The organism is Methylocystis sp. L43 (assembly GCF_015709525.1).
GTDB lineage: Bacteria > Pseudomonadota > Alphaproteobacteria > Rhizobiales > Beijerinckiaceae > Methylocystis.
Genome location: NZ_JADNRA010000030.1, coordinates 128692 through 145846, shown reverse-complemented (window position 1 = coordinate 145846; position 17155 = coordinate 128692). Strand labels below are relative to the sequence as shown.

Sequence of the window (17155 nt, the reverse complement as noted above, 5' to 3'; positions counted from 1 at the left end):
GGATCAGCCGTTCCTGATGCCGGTCGAGGACGTGTTCTCGATTTCGGGCCGCGGCACGGTGGTGACGGGGCGCATCGAGCGCGGCGTGATCAAGGTGGGCGAGGAAGTCGAGATCGTCGGCATCCGTCCGACGACGAAGTCGACGGTGACGGGCGTCGAGATGTTCCGCAAGCTGCTCGACCAGGGCGAGGCGGGCGACAATGTCGGCTGCCTGCTGCGCGGCACGAAGCGCGAGGACGTCGAGCGCGGCCAGGTGCTGTGCAAGCCGGGCTCGGTGAAGCCGCACACGAAGTTCAAGGCTGAGGCGTATATCCTCACCAAGGAAGAGGGCGGCCGTCATACGCCGTTCTTCACCAACTATCGCCCGCAATTCTACTTCCGCACGACGGACGTGACCGGCATCGTCACGCTGCCCGAGGGCGTGGAGATGGTGATGCCGGGCGACAATGTGACGATGGAAGTCGCGCTGATCGTGCCGATCGCCATGGAGGAGAAGCTGCGCTTCGCCATCCGCGAAGGCGGCCGAACGGTTGGAGCTGGAGTGGTCGCATCGATCATTGAATGATCGATGCGACGACGGAATGCGATCAACCGCATTCCTATGCGGCGCCGGCGTCGTCGCCAGCATCATCGAGTAACCGCTGACGCGCGCTGAGACAACAGGGGCAGGAGCCGCGCTCTTGCCCCTTTTTTTGGTCTATTCAATTTCAGATAGCGGCAAGAGATTAAGTTCGCCATGAAGCCTTCGGTCGTCAAACTTGAACGCACGCACCAGCGCTGGGCGACGATGTCGATCGCGACCATCCGCATGCCAGACGGAAAGATCTTGCTGCGCGATGTCGAGGACCACGGCTGCGCGGCCGCCGTGCTCCCATACGATCCCCTGCGCAAGACGGCGCTGCTCGTGGCGCAGCTGCGCGCCGCAGAGCTGGTCGCCGTCGGCGCGACGGAGTCGCTCGAAGCGATCGCCGGTCTCGTCGAGGGCGAAGATGACGCGGCCGCCACGGCGAAACGCGAGGCGCTCGAAGAAGGCGGATTGCGGCTCGGCGCGCTTGAGCATGTCGCGACCGCCTGGTCGATGCCGGGCGTCTCGACCGAGCGCATGACGCTTTATCTCGCCGAATACCGCGCCGAGGATCGCGTCGGCGACGGCGGCGGCGTCGCGCATGAAGACGAAGAGGTTCGCGTCGTCGAACTGGGCCTCAAGGAACTTGCCGAGCTGATGGCGGCGGATGGCATCGTCGACATGAAAACGCTCGCGCTGGTTCAGGCGTTGCGTATTCGCCGTCCTGAACTCTTCGACTGACGCGCGCGACCGGAGGCCGACGTAAGCCGACATGCGAATGACGGCGAACCTCTAACAGCCTCCGCCGCTGACCCCCGGCGCGAGCCGCAGCGCGTCGCAGAGATTGCGCGACTGGAAGTCGTTCATCATTTTTCGCGTGATGACGCTGGTGGAGCCCGGCACTTGCATGACGGGGGTTGGAGCCCCCGTCGGTCCGGTCACATAGTCTGCGAAATAACCGTCGTCAGTATATTGCGGCGGCGGCGCGACGCGATGAACCCTGGCGTGCGCGCCGCGCACGCGCACGTCGGCAGCGGCGGCGGTCGTCAGACCAACCGTGGCCAGGACGATGAGCAGGAATAGGGCGACAGCCTTGCGCATGGCGTAGTCCTCCTGCCCCGAAGCATATAAGGATCCGGAGTCGTAAGGAAGCAAGCCAGCGAACGGCAGCCGCAAGGCCGTGTAGAGCAGGTTCCGAAAAAGTTGACAGACTTTTTCGATGAGAACCTGCTCTAATACTTTGATTTTGAGCGGTTCCTTATCGATCACATGATTCCAGGTGATCGGGAAGCGCTCTAAAGCGGTCGCGCGGCTTGGAGCCTCAGGCGGCGAGTTCGTCGCCCAGAAGCACCGCGGGCAGGCGGCGCTCGTCGAGGCGCTCGACCGTGACCGTCGGCTGCTGAGCGAACTGCTCCACCTCGAGCGCCGCGGCGACGGCGGAAATGCCGATCTCGCGGTAAAGCCGCGCGAGAAGGTCATGGGGATGGCCGCCGGACTGGGGTTCGTTAAACTCGACGGAATACTTGTCGGACATGGGTGCGCTCGACGACAGGAGGGGAACTCAAGGGACGCTTTCCTAGGATTGTCCTTCGCAAGTTAACGAGCCGCTAAGGAACCGGCGCTGACGCGGCGCATGCCCGACTTTTTTTCAAATGCGCGAGAGCCGTTGCATTCGCCGCAAAATTGCGAAAAATGCGCCCGAGCCGCCCCTTGGCCCCTTGGCGGCGGTCACGCGAGTCTTTGAACCGATGCGACGTCATCTTCCGCCCGAGCCCTGGTCGAAAGTCGCGCTGTGGAGCCGACGGTTCGCGATTTTCGCCGCGACGGTGGCGCTTTTGGCGATTGTTCTGGGGCGACTTGGCGCCCTTGACCCGGCGTCTGCGCTCGCGTCGCTGGGCGGCGCCATGGCCTTGGCGCTGATCGCGCTGCTTTTGTTTTGCGCCGCTTGCAACGTGATTTGGCGGACAGGACGGCGCGGGGCGGGCGCAGCGGCGACCGCCTTCGTCATAGCGGCGTTGACGCTGGGCTACCCAGCCTATCTGGCTTTCGAGGCGGTGCGTCTGCCGGTGCTTTCCGACATTTCGACGGACGTCGCCGATCCTCCCTATTTCTCCTTCTCCAAAGCCGCCTTCGAGGCGCGCAGCGGCTTCCAGCCTCCGGGTCTCCCGTCCCGCGCGCGGGAGGCGCAGCGGCCGGCCTATCCCGATGTCGAACCGATCGTCGTCGATCTCGACACGGACGAGGCCTATGCTCTGGTGCTGAAAACGGCCAAAGCCCGCGGCTGGACGCTCGTCGACAAGCGGCCGCCGGGTGGACGCAGCGGCGACGGCCATATCGATTTCATCGACAAAACGCTCGTCATGGGATTTGACGACGACATCACCGTCCGCTTCAAGCCGCTGCCCGGCCAGACGCGCATCGATCTGCGCTCAGCGTCGCGTTACGGACGCCATGACTTTGGCGTGAACGCCAAAAGAATCGCCGCGTTCGCCGAGGAACTCCAGTCGCAACTCGACGCGCGCTAGCGCGCTCCCCAAATTGAAGGCAGGCGAGACGCTCGTTTTCATCGGCGTCTTGGATTACTCTGCATGGCGAAGCTTAGCGACGGGAGCGGTGAAATGGTCGAGGAAAGCGGCGTCGTTCCAGCAAGCGCGCCCACGATTCCCCCCTTCACCCGCGAGCAGGAGCTCACCGCCTTTCGCGACATGCTGCTCATCCGGCGATTCGAGGAAAAGGCCGGACAGCTTTACGGCATGGGCGTCATCGGCGGATTCTGCCACCTCTACATCGGCCAGGAAGCCGTCGTCGTCGGCGTCAAGATGGCGGCCCGTGACGGCGACCAGTTCACCACGAGCTACCGCGACCACGGACATATGCTCGCCTCAGGGATGGAGCCCAGACGCGTCATGGCGGAACTCGCCGGAAAGCGCGGCGGCTATTCCAAGGGCAAGGGCGGCTCGATGCACATGTTTTCGCGCGAAGCGAATTTCTACGGCGGGCACGGCATCGTCGGCGCGCCGGCGCCGATCGGCGCGGGAGTCGCTTTCGCCAACGCCTATCGCGGCGACGGCCGCGTATCTTTGACGTTTTTCGGCGAAGGCGCCTCCAACCAGGGCCAAGTCTATGAGGCCTTCAACATGGCGGCGCTCTGGAAACTGCCGGTCGTCTTCATCGTCGAGAACAACCGTTATGCAATGGGCACGGAAATTTCCCGCGCCTCCGCGCAGATCGACTTTTCGAAACGCGGCGCCGCGTTCGCGATTCCCGGCAAGCAGATCGACGGCATGGACGTGCGAATCGTCAAGGCCACGGCGGACGAAGCGATCGCATGGTGCCGTAACGGCAACGGCCCCTATCTCATAGAGGCGCAGACCTATCGCTATCGCGGCCACTCGATGTCCGACCCCGCGAAATACCGCTCGAAGGAAGAAGTCCAGAAGATGCGCGAGGAACATGATCCGATCGAGCAGGTCCGCGCGCGGCTGATCGCCGACGGCGTCAGCGAGGACGAACTCAAGAAGATCGACGCCAATGCGCGCAAGATCGTCGCCGAAGCCGCAGATTTCGCCACTGCGGACAAGGAACCGGACCCGAGCGAATTGTGGACGGACGTGCTGGCGTGAGAGATTGATTGAATGACCGTTAATGTCCTCATGCCCGCTCTCTCCCCGACCATGGAGCAGGGCAAGCTCGCCAAATGGCTGAAGAGCGAAGGCGACGCGGTGAAAGCCGGCGACGTCATCGCTGAGATTGAGACCGACAAGGCCACGATGGAGGTCGAGGCCGTCGACGAAGGTGTGCTGACGCGCATCCTTGTTCCGGGCGGCACCGAGAATGTCGCCGTCAACACGCCGATCGCGGTGATCGCCGAGGAGGGCGAAGAGGTCGCCGACACCGCCGACCACGCGCCGGTCGATCGCGTCGGCGAAGAGGACAAGGCGCAAAAGCAGGCCGAGGCGGCGCCGTCGGCGCGCGGCCAGACTGCGCCGCAGGACCAGCCGGGAGAAGCCAACAAAGCGCAGACCAAAGCCGCCGTCGAGGCCGCGACGCCCGCGCCCAAGGCGACGAGCGTCGCCGAGCAGCCGTCCCCGCGCGTCGCGCCGGAGGTGCCCGAAGGCACGACGATGGTGTCGATGACCATGCGCGAAGCCTTGCGCGACGCCATGGCCGAAGAGATGCGGCGCGATCCGAGCGTCTTCGTGATCGGCGAAGAGGTCGCCGAATATCAGGGCGCCTATAAGGTCACGCAGGGTCTCTTGCAGGAATTCGGCGCCAGGCGCGTCGTCGATACGCCCATCACCGAATATGGCTTCGCGGGCGTCGGCGTCGGCGCCGCGTTCGCCGGGTTGCGGCCGATCGTCGAATTCATGACCTTCAATTTTTCGATGCAGGCGATCGACCACATCGTCAATTCGGCGGCGAAGACGCTGTACATGTCCGGCGGACAGATCAATTGTCCGATCGTGTTTCGCGGGCCGAATGGCGCGGCGGCGCGCGTCGCCGCTCAGCACAGCCAGGATTATTCCGCCTGGTATTCGCAGGTGCCGGGGCTGATCGTGATTTCGCCGTCAAACGCCAGCGACGCGAAAGGCCTGTTGAAGGCCGCGATCCGGAACGACAATCCAGTCGTGTTTCTCGAGAATGAGATTCTCTACGGCAAGACGTCGGAAGTGCCGGCGCTGGAGGACTTCGTCTTGCCGATCGGCAAGGCGCGCATCGCAAGGCCGGGCAAGGATGTGACGCTCGTCTCCTTCTCGATCGGCATGACCTATGCTCTGCAGGCGGCCGAGCAACTCGCCAAAGAGGGGATCGACGCCGAGGTGATCGATTTGCGCACGCTGCGGCCGATGGACACGGCGACGATCATCGAGTCCGTCAAGAAGACCGGCCGCTGCGTCGCGATCGAAGAAGGCTGGCCGCAGTGCGGAATATCGGCCGAGATCGCGATGCGCGTGCAGCAAGAGGCCTTCGACTATCTCGACGCGCCGGTGCTGCGCGTCACCGGCAAGGACACGCCGATGCCTTACGCCGCCAATCTCGAAAAGCTCGCTTTGCCGAGCGTGGCGGACGTCGTCACGGCGGCGAAGGCCGTCCTTTACAGGTCTTAGTCATGGCGCTCGTCACTCCAGACACTGGCGCGCCGCGCATTTTCGCTTCGCCCCTCGCGCGCCGTTTGGCGAAGGAGGGCGGCCTCGATCTCTCTGCCCTCCAAGGCTCCGGGCCGCACGGCCGCATCATCGAACGCGACGTCCAATCGGCGCTCGCGCGCGGAGAGACGACGAAGGCGGCGCCGCTCGCCGCAGCCCCTTCGGCGGACGTTACGCGCAAATTCTTCGAACCCGGCTCCTACGAAGAAATTCCGCATGACAATGTGCGCAAGGCCATCGCGAGACGGCTGACCGAGGCCATACAGACCATTCCGCTTTTCTATCTCAACGTCGACTGCGAGATCGATGCGCTGCTGCGCCTGCGCGAGGATTTCAACGCCGCCGCGCCGCTCGCCTCGGATGGCAAACCGACATGGAAGACGTCCGTCAATGATTACGTCGTCAAGGCGCTCGCCATCGCCCTGCAGCGAAAGCCCGAAGCCAATGTCACCTATACGCCGGACGCGTTGCTGCGCCACGAATCCTCCGATATCGGCGTCGCCGTGTCGATTCCTGGCGGCCTCGTGACGCCGATCATCCGTAACGCGCAGGCGAAATCAGTTCGCGAGATTTCCGAGGAGATCAAGGAGCTTGCCGGCCGCGCCCGCGCGCGCAAGCTGAAGCCGCATGAATATGAGGGCGGCGTGTCGGCGGTCTCCAATCTGGGCATGTATGGCGTGCAGAGTTTCACCGCGGTGATCAATCCGCCGCAGTCGACGATCCTGGCGGTCGGGCAGGGCGAGCAGCGCATGATCGTGAAGAACGGCGCGCCCCTTGTGGCGACAATGATGAGCGTGACGCTGTCCTGCGACCATCGCGCCGTCGACGGCGCGCTCGGCGCCGAGCTTTTGGCGGAATTCAAACATGTCATCGAACATCCGGCGATGATGTTCGCCTGAGAGAGGTCGACTTGCAGCTTCAGTCGACCCTCACCTGTCCGCATTGCGCGCGCGCGGAAATGTTCGATATGCCGCAGGACGCCTGCGTCGTCGTGCATGTCTGCGCCGGCTGCGGCGCGCGGCTGACGCCAAAGACGGGAGACTGCTGCGTGTTCTGCTCCTATGGCGACGTGCCATGCCCGCCCGTGCAGAAGGAGGACGATTGCTGCGGCCGTGCCATGGACGCGCGTCCCTAATCGCGGCATATGGCTTGCCTGGAACAGCTCTAAACAGGCAGGGAGCGGCGCGTGGCGACGGAAGCTGACATTTTGAAGGCTCTGGAAGGGCTCTACGGGCCGGGCGGAGCGCCGCTCGCCGGCGCGGTGAGCGGCGTCAACCTATCGGGCGCGAAGGCCTTCGTATCGCTGGCCGGCGATCCGACCCAGACGCAGGCCTGGGAGGCGGCGCGAGTTGCGGCCGAGCGCGCGATCAAGGCGGCGCCCGGCATTGAGCAGGCGATCGTGACCTTGACCGCTGAACGCGCCTCGCGCCCCGAGGCGTCGCCGCCTCGGGCTCAAGCCCAAGCTCATGCGCATGCTCATGCGCCTGGGCCCGGCGCGCCGCCGCCTCAGCAAAAAGCCGGAATTCCGGCGCTCGAAAAAATCCGCTTCATCATCGCCGTCGCCTCGGGCAAGGGCGGCGTCGGCAAGTCGACGACGTCGGCCAATCTCGCGCTCGGCCTCGCCGCTCAGGGCTGGCGCGTCGGCCTGCTTGACGCCGACGTCTATGGCCCCTCGATGCCGCGGCTTTTCGGCCTGAACGGCAAACCCAAGGTCGAAGGCGGCAAGCTCGCGCCGCTCGAAGCCTATGGCTTGAAGATCATGTCGATGGGTTTTCTTGTCGACGAGAACGTGCCGATGGTCTGGCGCGGCCCGATGGTGTCGCAGGCGATTTCGCAAATGCTCGGCGAAGTCGCCTGGGGTGAGCTCGACGCGCTCGTCATCGACATGCCGCCCGGCACTGGCGACGTTCAGCTCACCATCGCGCAGCAGGTGCCGCTCGCCGGCGCGGTGATCGTCTCGACGCCGCAGGATTTGGCGCTGATCGACGCGCGCCGCGCCGTGGCGATGTTCCAGAAGGTCGAGGCGCCGATCCTCGGCGTCATTGAAAATATGAGCTACTTCCTGTGCCCGCACTGCGGCGGCCGCTCGGAAATTTTCGCGCATGGCGGCGCGCGCCACGACGCCGAAGAGATGGGCGTGCCTTTTCTTGGCGAGGCGCCGCTCGACATCAAGATCCGCCAAACCTCGGACGCCGGGAGTCCGGTCGTGGGCGCCGAGCCCGACAGCCCGCAGGCCGCCGTCTATCTCAATCTCGCGGCGAAGGTGAAGACGCTGCTCGAAACGCAAAAACAGCGCGCTGCGCCAAAGATCGTCGTCGGCTGAAACTGACGGAGGATTCGAAATGTCCTTCAAGCCTTCAGGACAAAACAGCGTCTCTCCCTATTTGATCGTCGCCGACGCCACCGCGACGATCAAATTCCTTCAGGCCGTTTTCGACGCCGCCGTGCTTCGAACCTTTCCTGATGCGGATGGGAGATTGATGCATGCGGAGGCGCGCATCGACGATACTGTCGTCATGCTCGCCGACGCTGCCCCGCAATGGCCAGCGATCGAAGCGCACGTCCACGTCTATGTGCCCTCCGTGGACGAAACTTATGCGCGCGCGTTGCAGGCGGGCGCGGCGTCTGTTCAGGCGCCCGTGCAGAAACACGACGAAGACAAACGCGGCGGCGTCAAAGACGCCGGCGGCACAACCTGGTGGATCGCCACCCGCCTCGAATAGAGAAGGCGCATCCAAAAAAAAATCGCGCCTCCTTTTAGGGAGGCGCGCCAGGCGGGCCGATCAACGGCGGCCGTCAGGGAGCTCAGAAATGCGTCGGGAACCAGGAATCGTCCCCCTGGTCGAACTTGTAATTGTAGCCGACTGAAAATGCGCCGCCATAGGCCCACACATTGATTGTCGCGGCGGGATTGAACCCGCCAAAAGGCCGCCCTGCTGACTGCGGGATCGCCTCAAAGGCGGAGACGGAATTCTTGAAAGCCCAAAGTACGGAAAAATCGAACGACGAGTTTTTCGTGATCGCGTAGTTGAAACCGCCTCCGAGATGATGCCGGTTCACGCTCGGCGAGAGCACCGCAAAGTTCAACGAACGCGCAATCAGCGAGCTGGTGGCGTAATGATAACCGAGGCGAAGCGCCAGCGTCGGCGTCGCGCGCCACTCGGCGGCGAAGGATGCCGAATCCGTATCCTTCATACTGATGCCCGCGCTGTCGCCGAGCGAGCGCACAAACAGGGGCGCGTTGGAATTGCCGATAGAGGGAACGGCGGAATAAAAGACATGTCGCCAATCGGCCATGAGCGTAAGGTTGGGCAGGATGTCGTAGGCGAATCCAGCCTGCAATTGGGCGGGGATGTCGAAACTGCCCTGGCCGCCGAGAAGACCCGAATATTTGTCGAAACGCGACATCCACATGGGCGTCGAGCCGGAAAAGCCGAAGCGCAGGCTGTCCGTGATTCCCCACAGCAACCCTAAGCGAAAGCCGCCGCCGTAGGACCAGTCAAACCCCATGTCTGACATCTCCCACTGATTTATTGAAAAGGGCGCGAACGTCTTCACGCCCTGAACATTCAACATCTGCACTGCGATCGTCGGCGCGAGACCAATCGTAATAGGGCCGATCGCCGTGTGGAAGCGGCGCGCATAATCGACGCTGGCGAAGGCTTGCCTAAGGTCCAGGCCAACGAAGCCGCCGCCGAACGGTCCACCCAGCGGCGGCCGAGCATATCTCACATCATAGGCGCTGTTGATGCCGCCATTCGAATAGGTGACAAAGCTCCACGCGGAGTCGGCGTCGATTGGACGAATGTTGCCCGAGTTGGGGATAGGCGTCCATGGACGACCGCTGTGCACGTCGCCCGCCGCGATGAGCCTCGGAAGTCCTTCGGTGCGGTAACCGCGATAAGCAAGATTGGCGGCGACGCCAAACGCAAACTGCCGGTCAAGGCCAACAATGGTCGCGGGATTGACCGAGGCGGCCATGCCGTCTCGGCCATCGGCCACGCTGGCGCCGGCAAGCGCTCTCTGCCGCGGGCCGTATCCCGTCGCAAAAAAACCGTCGGCGGCAAAGGAGAAGGATGGCGCAAGCGCGGCGATGGCCATGAGTGCGAACAGGAAAGTGCGCGAAACAGTGTTTTTCATTGGGGCGAGTCCCGAAGCGCAACGCTTTCAAACGGCGTGGCGGCGTTCGCCCCGTCGCACCGAACCGACGCATGTTCACGTTGTTTTAGAGGTTACCAGAGGCGCCTGGCCGTGCAGCGTAAATAACTCTTCACAGGCGCAGATTTTGTCCGCCTGTCACGTCTTTGCAACACAAGCGCTTTTTCACGTCGCCTCGGACACGGAGAGCAATCGTCGCCAAATGGCGGGATGGGCTTCGACCGCGCGTCGGCCCGTATTCAATGGCCGCTCTAGGCTTCCCCAGGCCTGGAAATTCTAAATCGTCAGCGTCTAGGCTCAGCGGCGTCAGACGCTATTTGCCGGTACGCCGCGCGAACTTGCGACGCGCGCGGGAACGCGGTAATTTTTCCATAATGGCGAGGGGCGCCGCTAGCGCGGCTGAGAAGCACCCGTCGAACCTGATCCGGGTCATGCCGGCGTAGGGAAGGCCAGCGAAAGAGCGAGCGGCGCGCCTGCGTCGACGCTATGATAGCGCATCCCTCCTTCGTCTTCCTGACTCAGCGTCCGCTTCCCTTGAAGAAGCGTGATGAAGGAGCGCGATCATGAACGTCCACGACAAGCGCATGCCGGCGAGCGTCACCACCGGGCCGATCGGAAAATCGCGCAAGGTCTATTCCTCGCCGAAGGGACGCGACGACATTCGCGTGCCTTGCCGCGAGATCCCGTTGGACCCGTCTTCGGGCGAGCCGCCGCTTCGGGTCTACGACCCGTCCGGACCCTATACCTGCGCATCCTTCACGCCCGACCTTTCGGCGGGATTGCCCTCGGCACGTCCCTGGCTCGCGACGCGCACAGGTCTCGAAACCTACCAGGGACGTGGCGTCAAGCCCGAAGACAATGGCTTCGCTGAAGGCGAACGCCTCGTCCCGCCTTGCCCGGCAGAGCGCAAGCTCTACCGCGCCTCGGGGCCGCATCCGGTGACTCAGTTCGAATTCGCCCGCGCCGGGATCGTGACGGAAGAGATGATCTATGTCGCGCATCGCGAGAATCTCTGCCGCGAGCGCGCGCTCGATGTCGCGAAAGAACGCATCGCCGACGGCGAGAGCTTTGGCGCCGCCATTCCCGAATTCATCACGCCCGAATTTGTGCGCGAGGAAGTCGCGCGCGGCCGCGCGATCATTCCCGCGAACATCAATCACCCGGAACTCGAGCCGGTCATCATCGGCCGCAACTTCCTGGTGAAGGTCAACGCCAACATCGGCAATTCGGCCGTCACCTCTTCCGTTGCGGATGAGGTCGAAAAGATGGTGTGGGCGATCCGCTGGGGCGCCGACACGGTGATGGACCTCTCCACCGGCCGCAATATTCACAACATCCGCGACTGGATCATCCGCAACGCCTCCGTGCCGATCGGCACCGTGCCGATCTATCAGGCGTTGGAAAAGGTCGGCGGCGATGCGCTCAAGCTTGACTGGGAAGTTTTTAAAGACACGCTGATCGAACAGGCGGAGCAGGGGGTCGATTACTTCACCATCCACGCCGGCGTGCGCCTCGCCTATGTGCCGCTGACCGCCAATCGCGTCACCGGCATCGTCTCGCGCGGCGGCTCGATCATGGCGCGCTGGTGCCTGTCGAAGCACAAGGAGAGCTTCCTCTATGAGCGCTTCGACGAGATTTGCGACATCATGCGCAAATATGACGTGTCCTTCTCGCTCGGCGACGGTCTGCGCCCCGGCTGCAACGCCGACGCCAATGACGCGGCGCAATTTGCGGAGCTGGAGACGCTTGGCGAATTGACGAAGATCGCCTGGGACAAGGGCTGTCAGGTGATGATCGAAGGCCCCGGCCATGTGCCGATGCACAAGATCAAAGCCAATATGGACAAGCAGCTCAAAGTCTGCGGCGAGGCGCCGTTCTATACGCTCGGCCCGCTCGTCACCGACATTGCGCCGGGCTACGATCACATCACGTCAGGCATCGGCGCCGCGATGATCGGCTGGTTCGGCACGTCGATGCTCTGTTACGTCACGCCGAAAGAGCATCTCGGCCTGCCGGATCGCGACGACGTCAAGACCGGCGTCATCACCTATCGCATCGCGGCGCATGCCGCCGATCTCGCCAAGGGCCATCCGGCAGCGCGCGAACGCGACGACGCGATGAGCCGCGCGCGTTTCGACTTCCGCTGGGAGGATCAGTTCGAGATCGGACTCGATCCCGACACGGCGCGTGAATTCCACGACGCGACGTTGCCGAAAGAGGCGCATAAGGTCGCGCATTTCTGCTCGATGTGCGGACCGAAATTCTGCTCGATGCAGATCACGCGCGATCTGCGCGAGGAGGCGAAAGAGATCGAACGCCAAAAGGGCATGGCCGAAAAGAGCGCGGAGTTTTTGGAGAAGGGCGCCAGCATATACGTCGAGGCGAAGTAGGCCCTTAAGGCGAAAACGCCCGGCCGAAGCCGGGCGTTTGCTTTCGGGGATTTAGCTCTTTCCGATCACCTGAACGCGGACCTGTCCGGTGCCACGTTCGATGAGGCCGAGCTGGGTCGCCGCGCCGCGCGACACGTCGAGGCTGCGTCCCGTCCAGACCGCCGGTCCACGGTCATTGATGCGCACGACCACCGAACGCCCGGCGTAGGTCAGGCGCAGACGCGTGCCCATCGGCAGGGTGCGGTGGGCGGCCGTCAGGTCCCACATGTTGAACAGTTCGCCATTGGCGGTGTGGCTGTTGGGTTCGTAGCGCCGCGGGCCGCCGCCGTAGAATGACGCGTTGGCGGTGAAGCCCTGCGAAGCCTCCGCGTGACGCGTGGAATGGTGAGAGGCGTGATGCGCCAGAGCCGGCGCCGTCATCAGTGCAAGGATCGTCAGTACGCCACAGATACGATTCATTCAGGATTGCTCCGTTTACGCACAATGCGTGAGGGATGCTGACGAGCGCGTTGGCTACGTCAAGCGCACAGTTTCCATCCGTCTGAATGGAGGCGAAGACAAATTAGTTAATTGTGAATTGTGGCAAAATATGTGCTTCCAATATCATGGCGTAGATGCTCCTGACAATGCCAATTATTCTCGGCGGCGTGCTGATATATTCAATTTGCTGGCGCTGAATGACTTTTACGTGTTGCTTTTTGCGTAACAATTGTGCAGTCTAAACTGGCTTAAGCGCTGCGGCGATGGGGAGTGACAAGAGCGAGCAGAGGCGGCAAACATGCGCGCCGGGAGACTCGCCAATGACAGACGAAAAGCGCGCCGCGATCATCGGCGTCGTCACCGCCTCCGATCGCGCCAGCGCCGGCGTCTATGAAGATGAGAGCGGTCCGGCAATCGAGGCCTATCTACGCGCCGCGCTGACGACGCCCTTCCGCATCGAGAGGCGGATCATCCCCGATGGGCTTGAAAGCGTGCGCGATACGCTTATCAACCTGGCCGATACTGTCGGCTGCGACCTCATCGTCACGACCGGCGGCACAGGCCCGAGCCCCCGCGATCTCACGCCCGAGGCGACGCTCGCGGCCTGCCCGCGCGAACTGCCCGGCTTTGGCGAGCTGATGCGACAGGTCTCCCTGACGCAGACGCCAACGGCGATCCTGTCACGACAATTGGCCGCCCATCGCGGCAAATGTCTGGTGATCAATCTTCCGGGCAAGCCAAGGGCGATCGAACTCTGTCTCGACGCCGTCATGCCCGCGGTGCCGTACTGCCTCGATCTCATCGGCGCGGCCTATGTCGAGACCGATCCGGCGCGCGTCAAAAGCTTCCGTCCCAAACCCAAATAACCGCCCGTTCGGGCAGCGTCAGACGCCCGGATCCAAGCGGCGCGCTTCTCATCGCGGCGCCTCGCCTGTATAGGAAAATGGCGCGTCAGGAAAACCGAATCGAAGCCGCTTAGCTGCGGGAGGCGGGGGCGACTGAACATGAACGAACTGCGTTTGGTGGTAGTCGGCGCGGCGGGCCGCATGGGCCGGATGCTGACCCAGATCATACCCGACACTTTGGGCGTCCGACTGACTGCCGCTCTGGAGCGTCCCGGCTCTGCCGCGCTTGGCGCGGATAGCGGCGGCGCCGCGCCTAACGGCGTGCCGATCACTTGCGACGTCGGCGCCGCCCTCGGCGACGCTGACGCGATCGTCGACTTTTCGTCTCCGAGCACCAGCGTGGGAATGGCCCGGGTGGCCGCGCGAGCGCGGGTGGCGCACATCATCGGCACGACCGGACTGTCTCAGGACGATCTCGCCGCCATCGCCGAATGCGCGCGGGAAACGGCGATTGTACGGTCCGGCAACATGAGCCTCGGCGTCAATCTCCTCGCCGTGCTGGTCGAACGCGCGGCGCGCGCGCTTGGACCGGCTTGGGACGCCGAGATCGTCGAGATGCATCACCGCCTCAAGGTCGATGCGCCATCAGGAACGGCGTTGCTGCTCGGCGAGGCGGTCGCGCACGGCCGCGGAATCGCGCTTGGCGAGAACAGCGCGCGCGGGCGCGACGGTTTGACAGGTCCGCGGCGGGTCGGCGAGATCGGATTCGCCAGCCTGCGCGGCGGCACGGTCGTCGGCGATCACACGGTCATCTTCGCCGGGGCTGGCGAGCGCATCGAATTCTCGCACCGCGCCGAAGATCGCGGCGTGTTCGCCCGCGGCGCCCTGGCTGCGGCGCTCTGGACGCGCGGGAAGGACCCCGGACTCTACTCCATGGCCGACGTGCTTGGCCTTACCGACGCCTGAAATCGACGAGAGTTTATGAGCATGAATCGCACTCTCGTTCTGGTACGCCACGGTCAAAGCGAGTGGAACGCCAGAAATCTTTTCACCGGGTGGAAAAACCCGGATTTGACTCCGCTCGGCGTCGAAGAGGCGCGCCGCGCCGGCCGCGAGCTGAAGAAGCGGGATATTCTGTTCAGCGTCGGCTTCACCTCCGCTTTGCTGCGCGCCCAACACACGATCGATCTCATTTTTGAGGAGCTGGGTCAGACGAACGTCCGGACCATCAAGGACCGCGCGTTGAACGAGCGCCATTACGGCGATCTTTCCGGGCTCAATAAGGACGAAGCGCGTGACAAATGGGGCGAAGAGCAGGTGCATCTTTGGCGACGCTCTTATGACGTGCCGCCGCCAGGGGGCGAGAGCCTGAAGGACACGGTCGCGCGGGTCGTGCCCTTCTATGTCCAGCGCATTCTGCCGCCGGTGATGCGCGGCGAACGGGCGCTGGTCGCGGCGCATGGCAATTCGCTGCGCGCGCTCTGCATGGTGCTGGAACAGATGACGCCCGAGAGCGTAACGACCCTCGAGCTCACGACCGGCGTTCCGATCATCTATCAGCTCAACGCCGATTCGACGGTGGCGTCGAAGACTGTGTTGGCTTAGCGTCGGCGCGGCGGAAGCGTCAATCTCATGCGGCGCGACGGGACGGTGCGCGAAGGCGTGCCGCTGCAACAAGGTCAGAATCAGCTCTTCGCGCGACGCGTGATGTTGGCGGAACCGCGTTGTGGTTCGCGAATTTCAATGTAATCGAGGAACTCACCGATGACTCAGCGGCGTGTGGACGGCGTCGCAAGTCGGGTCACTCTGCATGGGAGGTCCCTTTGAACATCGCCTGAACCCTCTCGGCCAATTCATCGAGCGTGAACGGCTTGCGCAAGAGCTCCATATTCGGGGCCAGTTGTAATGTCTCCGTCGATTTGCCCGCGTATCCGGTGATAAGCAGGATCGGCAGATCAGGGTGCGCGGCTCGGGCGGCGTCAGCCAATTGAAGTCCGCCCAACCCGGGGAGGCCAACATCGCTGATCAAGAGGTCCAACGGCGCGCCTGACTCTATTATTTTCAATCCTGCCGTCCCATCACCGGCTTCAATTGTATCGTAGCCCATTTCAGCGAGGGCGCCGACAATTAGAGAGCGCACCTCCTCTTGATCCTCGACGACCAGGGTTTTTCCTTGATGCGTAGCGCAGGGGGAATCGAAATTCGTCCCGGTCGGCGGCTGGTCTTTGGCGGCTGGGGATTGAAGCGGCGCGTGTCCCGGCAGATAAATTCGCGCTCTGGTCCCCTCGCCAGGGGCGCTTTCGATTCGCACGTGCCCGCCAGATTGTTTGACGAAGCCATAAACCTGCGACAGGCCCAAACCCGTCCCCTGTCCCGTGGGCTTTGTTGAAAAAAACGGTTCGAAAACGCGGCTGAGCAGATCATGATTCATACCCACGCCGCTATCCGTCACCTCGATCTCAACATAGTCTCCTGGCTCCACATCGGGATCGGAAGAATCGCTCGCTAACGTCCGATCGGCGGTCGCGATCCTGAGCGCGCCGCCTTGCGGCATGGCGTCCCGAGCGTTGATTGCGAGATTCAACAAGACGCTCTCGAGTTGGGAGGGATCGCAGCTCACGCTCCAGCGGCATCCCAAGCGTAGATCCAAATGGATTTCAGGCCCCAACGTTCGGCGCAGCATTTCCTCTATGCCTGCCACGAGCTTGTTGGAGTCGATCTCCCGCGGCAACAACGTCTGTCGACGCGAGAAGGCCAGCATGCGGTTGGTGAGGCTGGAGGCGGTCGTCGACGCTTTCCGTATCGCCGCCAGGGGGCCGTCTATCGCGTTCGCGCGCCCAAGTGCAATCTGGCGTTCGATCACATCAAGGGAAGCGACGATGACTTGAAGCACATTATTGAAGTCGTGCGCGATGCCGCCGGTCAGCTGGCCGAGCGCTTCCATTTTTTGCGCCTGGGCCAGCTGCTCCTCGCTCGCGAGCAGCGCAGCATTAGCGTGACGTAGCTGCTCCATCGAAGGAAGGGCGAGGAAATTCGGCATAGCCCACCATAACGCGACCGCCGTCGCTACGGAGGCGATCGCAGTTGCCGCTTTGACGAGCCCCTGCAAGCCGTAGAGCGGGGCCCAGAGGGTGAAAAGATCGAACAAATGCGTCATCCCGCACAGCAGGATGAACGCGGCAAATAGCCCTAACAGCGGCCGAAATATGAGATCGCTCCTCCGCTTTCCCACAATCACGAGCGTCAAGGGGATTGAGAAATACGCCAGAGCGATAATGGCGTCGGAAACCGCATAGAGCCATATCAGCCCCGGTTCCCACAACAAGCAGTAACCATGCGGCGACAGGCCAGAGGTGTCAAAGAGCCACTCGCTCAGTGCAGACAGCATGTAACCAGCTCCAGAGAAGTATTGCAGAAGCATTGAGAGCTGGGCGCGTGACGGACAAAGCCTTCAGCGTTGCTTTGCGCGAACGCTTTTAAGGTCGCCTGTGCCTTTGCCTCCCAGGAGAGACCCCGCTTTAATCTTTCTAGCACGATCGTTGTCGCGGCGGCACCCACCGCTCACCTGGA

General features: G+C 63.1%; 18 protein-coding genes and 1 riboswitch. Of the genes, 13 read left to right on the top strand and 5 right to left on the bottom strand.

From position 1 onward, the window contains the following. Together IYX23_RS11500 and IYX23_RS11495 are read left to right on the top strand one after the other, a co-directional pair. The coding region (locus IYX23_RS11500) for an EF-Tu/IF-2/RF-3 family GTPase (RefSeq protein WP_246716696.1) at positions 1–565 on the top strand (565 nt) is incomplete at its 5' end. A 171-nt stretch (positions 566–736) separates the two neighbouring features. Continuing rightward, positions 737–1306 (top strand): NUDIX hydrolase, encoded by a 570-nt coding sequence (locus IYX23_RS11495; protein WP_196392758.1) that lies wholly within the window; start codon positions 737–739, stop codon positions 1304–1306. Positions 1307–1357: 51 nt separating this feature from the next. Here IYX23_RS11495 and IYX23_RS11490 read toward each other — a convergent pair whose 3' ends face one another. Both IYX23_RS11490 and IYX23_RS11485 read right to left on the bottom strand, forming a co-directional pair. Then, positions 1358–1666 (bottom strand): TonB-dependent receptor plug domain-containing protein, encoded by a 309-nt coding sequence (locus IYX23_RS11490; protein WP_196392759.1) that lies wholly within the window; start codon positions 1664–1666, stop codon positions 1358–1360. A 220-nt stretch (positions 1667–1886) separates the two neighbouring features. Next, positions 1887–2099 carry a hypothetical protein gene (locus IYX23_RS11485; protein ID WP_196392760.1) on the bottom strand — a complete coding sequence of 71 codons (213 nt, stop codon included), beginning with the start codon at positions 2097–2099 and terminating at the stop codon, positions 1887–1889. 214 nt (positions 2100–2313) lie between these two features. On the opposite strand from IYX23_RS11485, the gene IYX23_RS11480 reads away from it, so the two are divergent. From IYX23_RS11480 to IYX23_RS11450, 7 genes are all read left to right on the top strand, one after another. After that, positions 2314–3090, top strand: coding sequence for a DUF1499 domain-containing protein (locus IYX23_RS11480; RefSeq protein ID WP_196392761.1), 777 nt, complete (start codon positions 2314–2316; stop codon positions 3088–3090). A gap of 93 nt (positions 3091–3183) precedes the next feature. Continuing rightward, on the top strand, positions 3184–4188 hold the full coding sequence (gene pdhA, locus IYX23_RS11475) for a pyruvate dehydrogenase (acetyl-transferring) E1 component subunit alpha (protein WP_196392879.1): 1005 nt from the start codon (positions 3184–3186) through the stop codon (positions 4186–4188). A gap of 12 nt (positions 4189–4200) precedes the next feature. Continuing rightward, positions 4201–5673: a pyruvate dehydrogenase complex E1 component subunit beta gene (locus tag IYX23_RS11470; RefSeq protein ID WP_196392762.1), complete on the top strand. Its 1473-nt coding sequence runs from the start codon at positions 4201–4203 to the stop codon at positions 5671–5673. 2 nt (positions 5674–5675) lie between these two features. Next, positions 5676–6611, top strand: a complete 936-nt coding sequence (locus IYX23_RS11465) for a 2-oxo acid dehydrogenase subunit E2 (RefSeq protein WP_196392763.1) — start codon at positions 5676–5678, stop codon at positions 6609–6611. Between the two features lie 11 nt (positions 6612–6622). Beyond that, entirely contained in the window at positions 6623–6847 is a 225-nt protein-coding gene (locus IYX23_RS11460; RefSeq protein WP_196392892.1) for a GDCCVxC domain-containing (seleno)protein, read from the top strand. Between the two features lie 51 nt (positions 6848–6898). Then, positions 6899–8035 (top strand): Mrp/NBP35 family ATP-binding protein, encoded by a 1137-nt coding sequence (locus tag IYX23_RS11455; RefSeq protein ID WP_196392764.1) that lies wholly within the window; start codon positions 6899–6901, stop codon positions 8033–8035. Positions 8036–8054: 19 nt separating this feature from the next. After that, complete coding sequence (locus tag IYX23_RS11450) at positions 8055–8435, top strand: VOC family protein (RefSeq protein WP_196392765.1); 381 nt, start codon at positions 8055–8057, stop codon at positions 8433–8435. Between the two features lie 82 nt (positions 8436–8517). Here the strand turns inward: IYX23_RS11450 and IYX23_RS11445 are convergent, their stop codons facing one another. Next, a complete protein-coding gene (locus tag IYX23_RS11445) occupies positions 8518–9852 on the bottom strand; it encodes an outer membrane protein transport protein (RefSeq protein WP_196392766.1) in 1335 nt (444 codons plus the stop codon). Between the two features lie 388 nt (positions 9853–10240). Next, a riboswitch (TPP riboswitch) is annotated at positions 10241–10334 on the top strand. Positions 10335–10433: 99 nt separating this feature from the next. Between IYX23_RS11445 and thiC the strand changes: the two genes are divergently transcribed. Further along, a complete protein-coding gene (gene thiC / locus IYX23_RS11440) occupies positions 10434–12260 on the top strand; it encodes a phosphomethylpyrimidine synthase ThiC (protein WP_196392767.1) in 1827 nt (608 codons plus the stop codon). A gap of 51 nt (positions 12261–12311) precedes the next feature. On the opposite strand, the gene IYX23_RS11435 is transcribed toward thiC, so the two are convergent. Beyond that, positions 12312–12719 (bottom strand): septal ring lytic transglycosylase RlpA family protein, encoded by a 408-nt coding sequence (locus IYX23_RS11435; RefSeq protein WP_196392768.1) that lies wholly within the window; start codon positions 12717–12719, stop codon positions 12312–12314. A 341-nt stretch (positions 12720–13060) separates the two neighbouring features. Here IYX23_RS11435 and mog point away from each other — a divergent pair, with 341 nt between their 5' ends. The 3 genes from mog (at position 13061) to IYX23_RS11420 (ending at position 15190) form a co-directional block, all read left to right on the top strand. After that, the gene (gene mog / locus IYX23_RS11430) at positions 13061–13606 is read left to right on the top strand and encodes a molybdopterin adenylyltransferase (RefSeq protein ID WP_196392769.1); all 546 of its coding nucleotides are present in this window, start codon (positions 13061–13063) and stop codon (positions 13604–13606) included. A 138-nt stretch (positions 13607–13744) separates the two neighbouring features. Further along, positions 13745–14551, top strand: a complete 807-nt coding sequence (gene dapB / locus IYX23_RS11425) for a 4-hydroxy-tetrahydrodipicolinate reductase (RefSeq protein ID WP_196392770.1) — start codon at positions 13745–13747, stop codon at positions 14549–14551. Between the two features lie 15 nt (positions 14552–14566). Next, entirely contained in the window at positions 14567–15190 is a 624-nt protein-coding gene (locus IYX23_RS11420) for a 2,3-bisphosphoglycerate-dependent phosphoglycerate mutase (RefSeq protein WP_196392771.1), read from the top strand. A 196-nt stretch (positions 15191–15386) separates the two neighbouring features. Here the strand turns inward: IYX23_RS11420 and IYX23_RS11415 are convergent, their stop codons facing one another. After that, positions 15387–16973, bottom strand: a complete 1587-nt coding sequence (locus IYX23_RS11415) for an ATP-binding protein (protein ID WP_196392772.1) — start codon at positions 16971–16973, stop codon at positions 15387–15389. Positions 16974–17155: the final 182 nt, after the last annotated feature.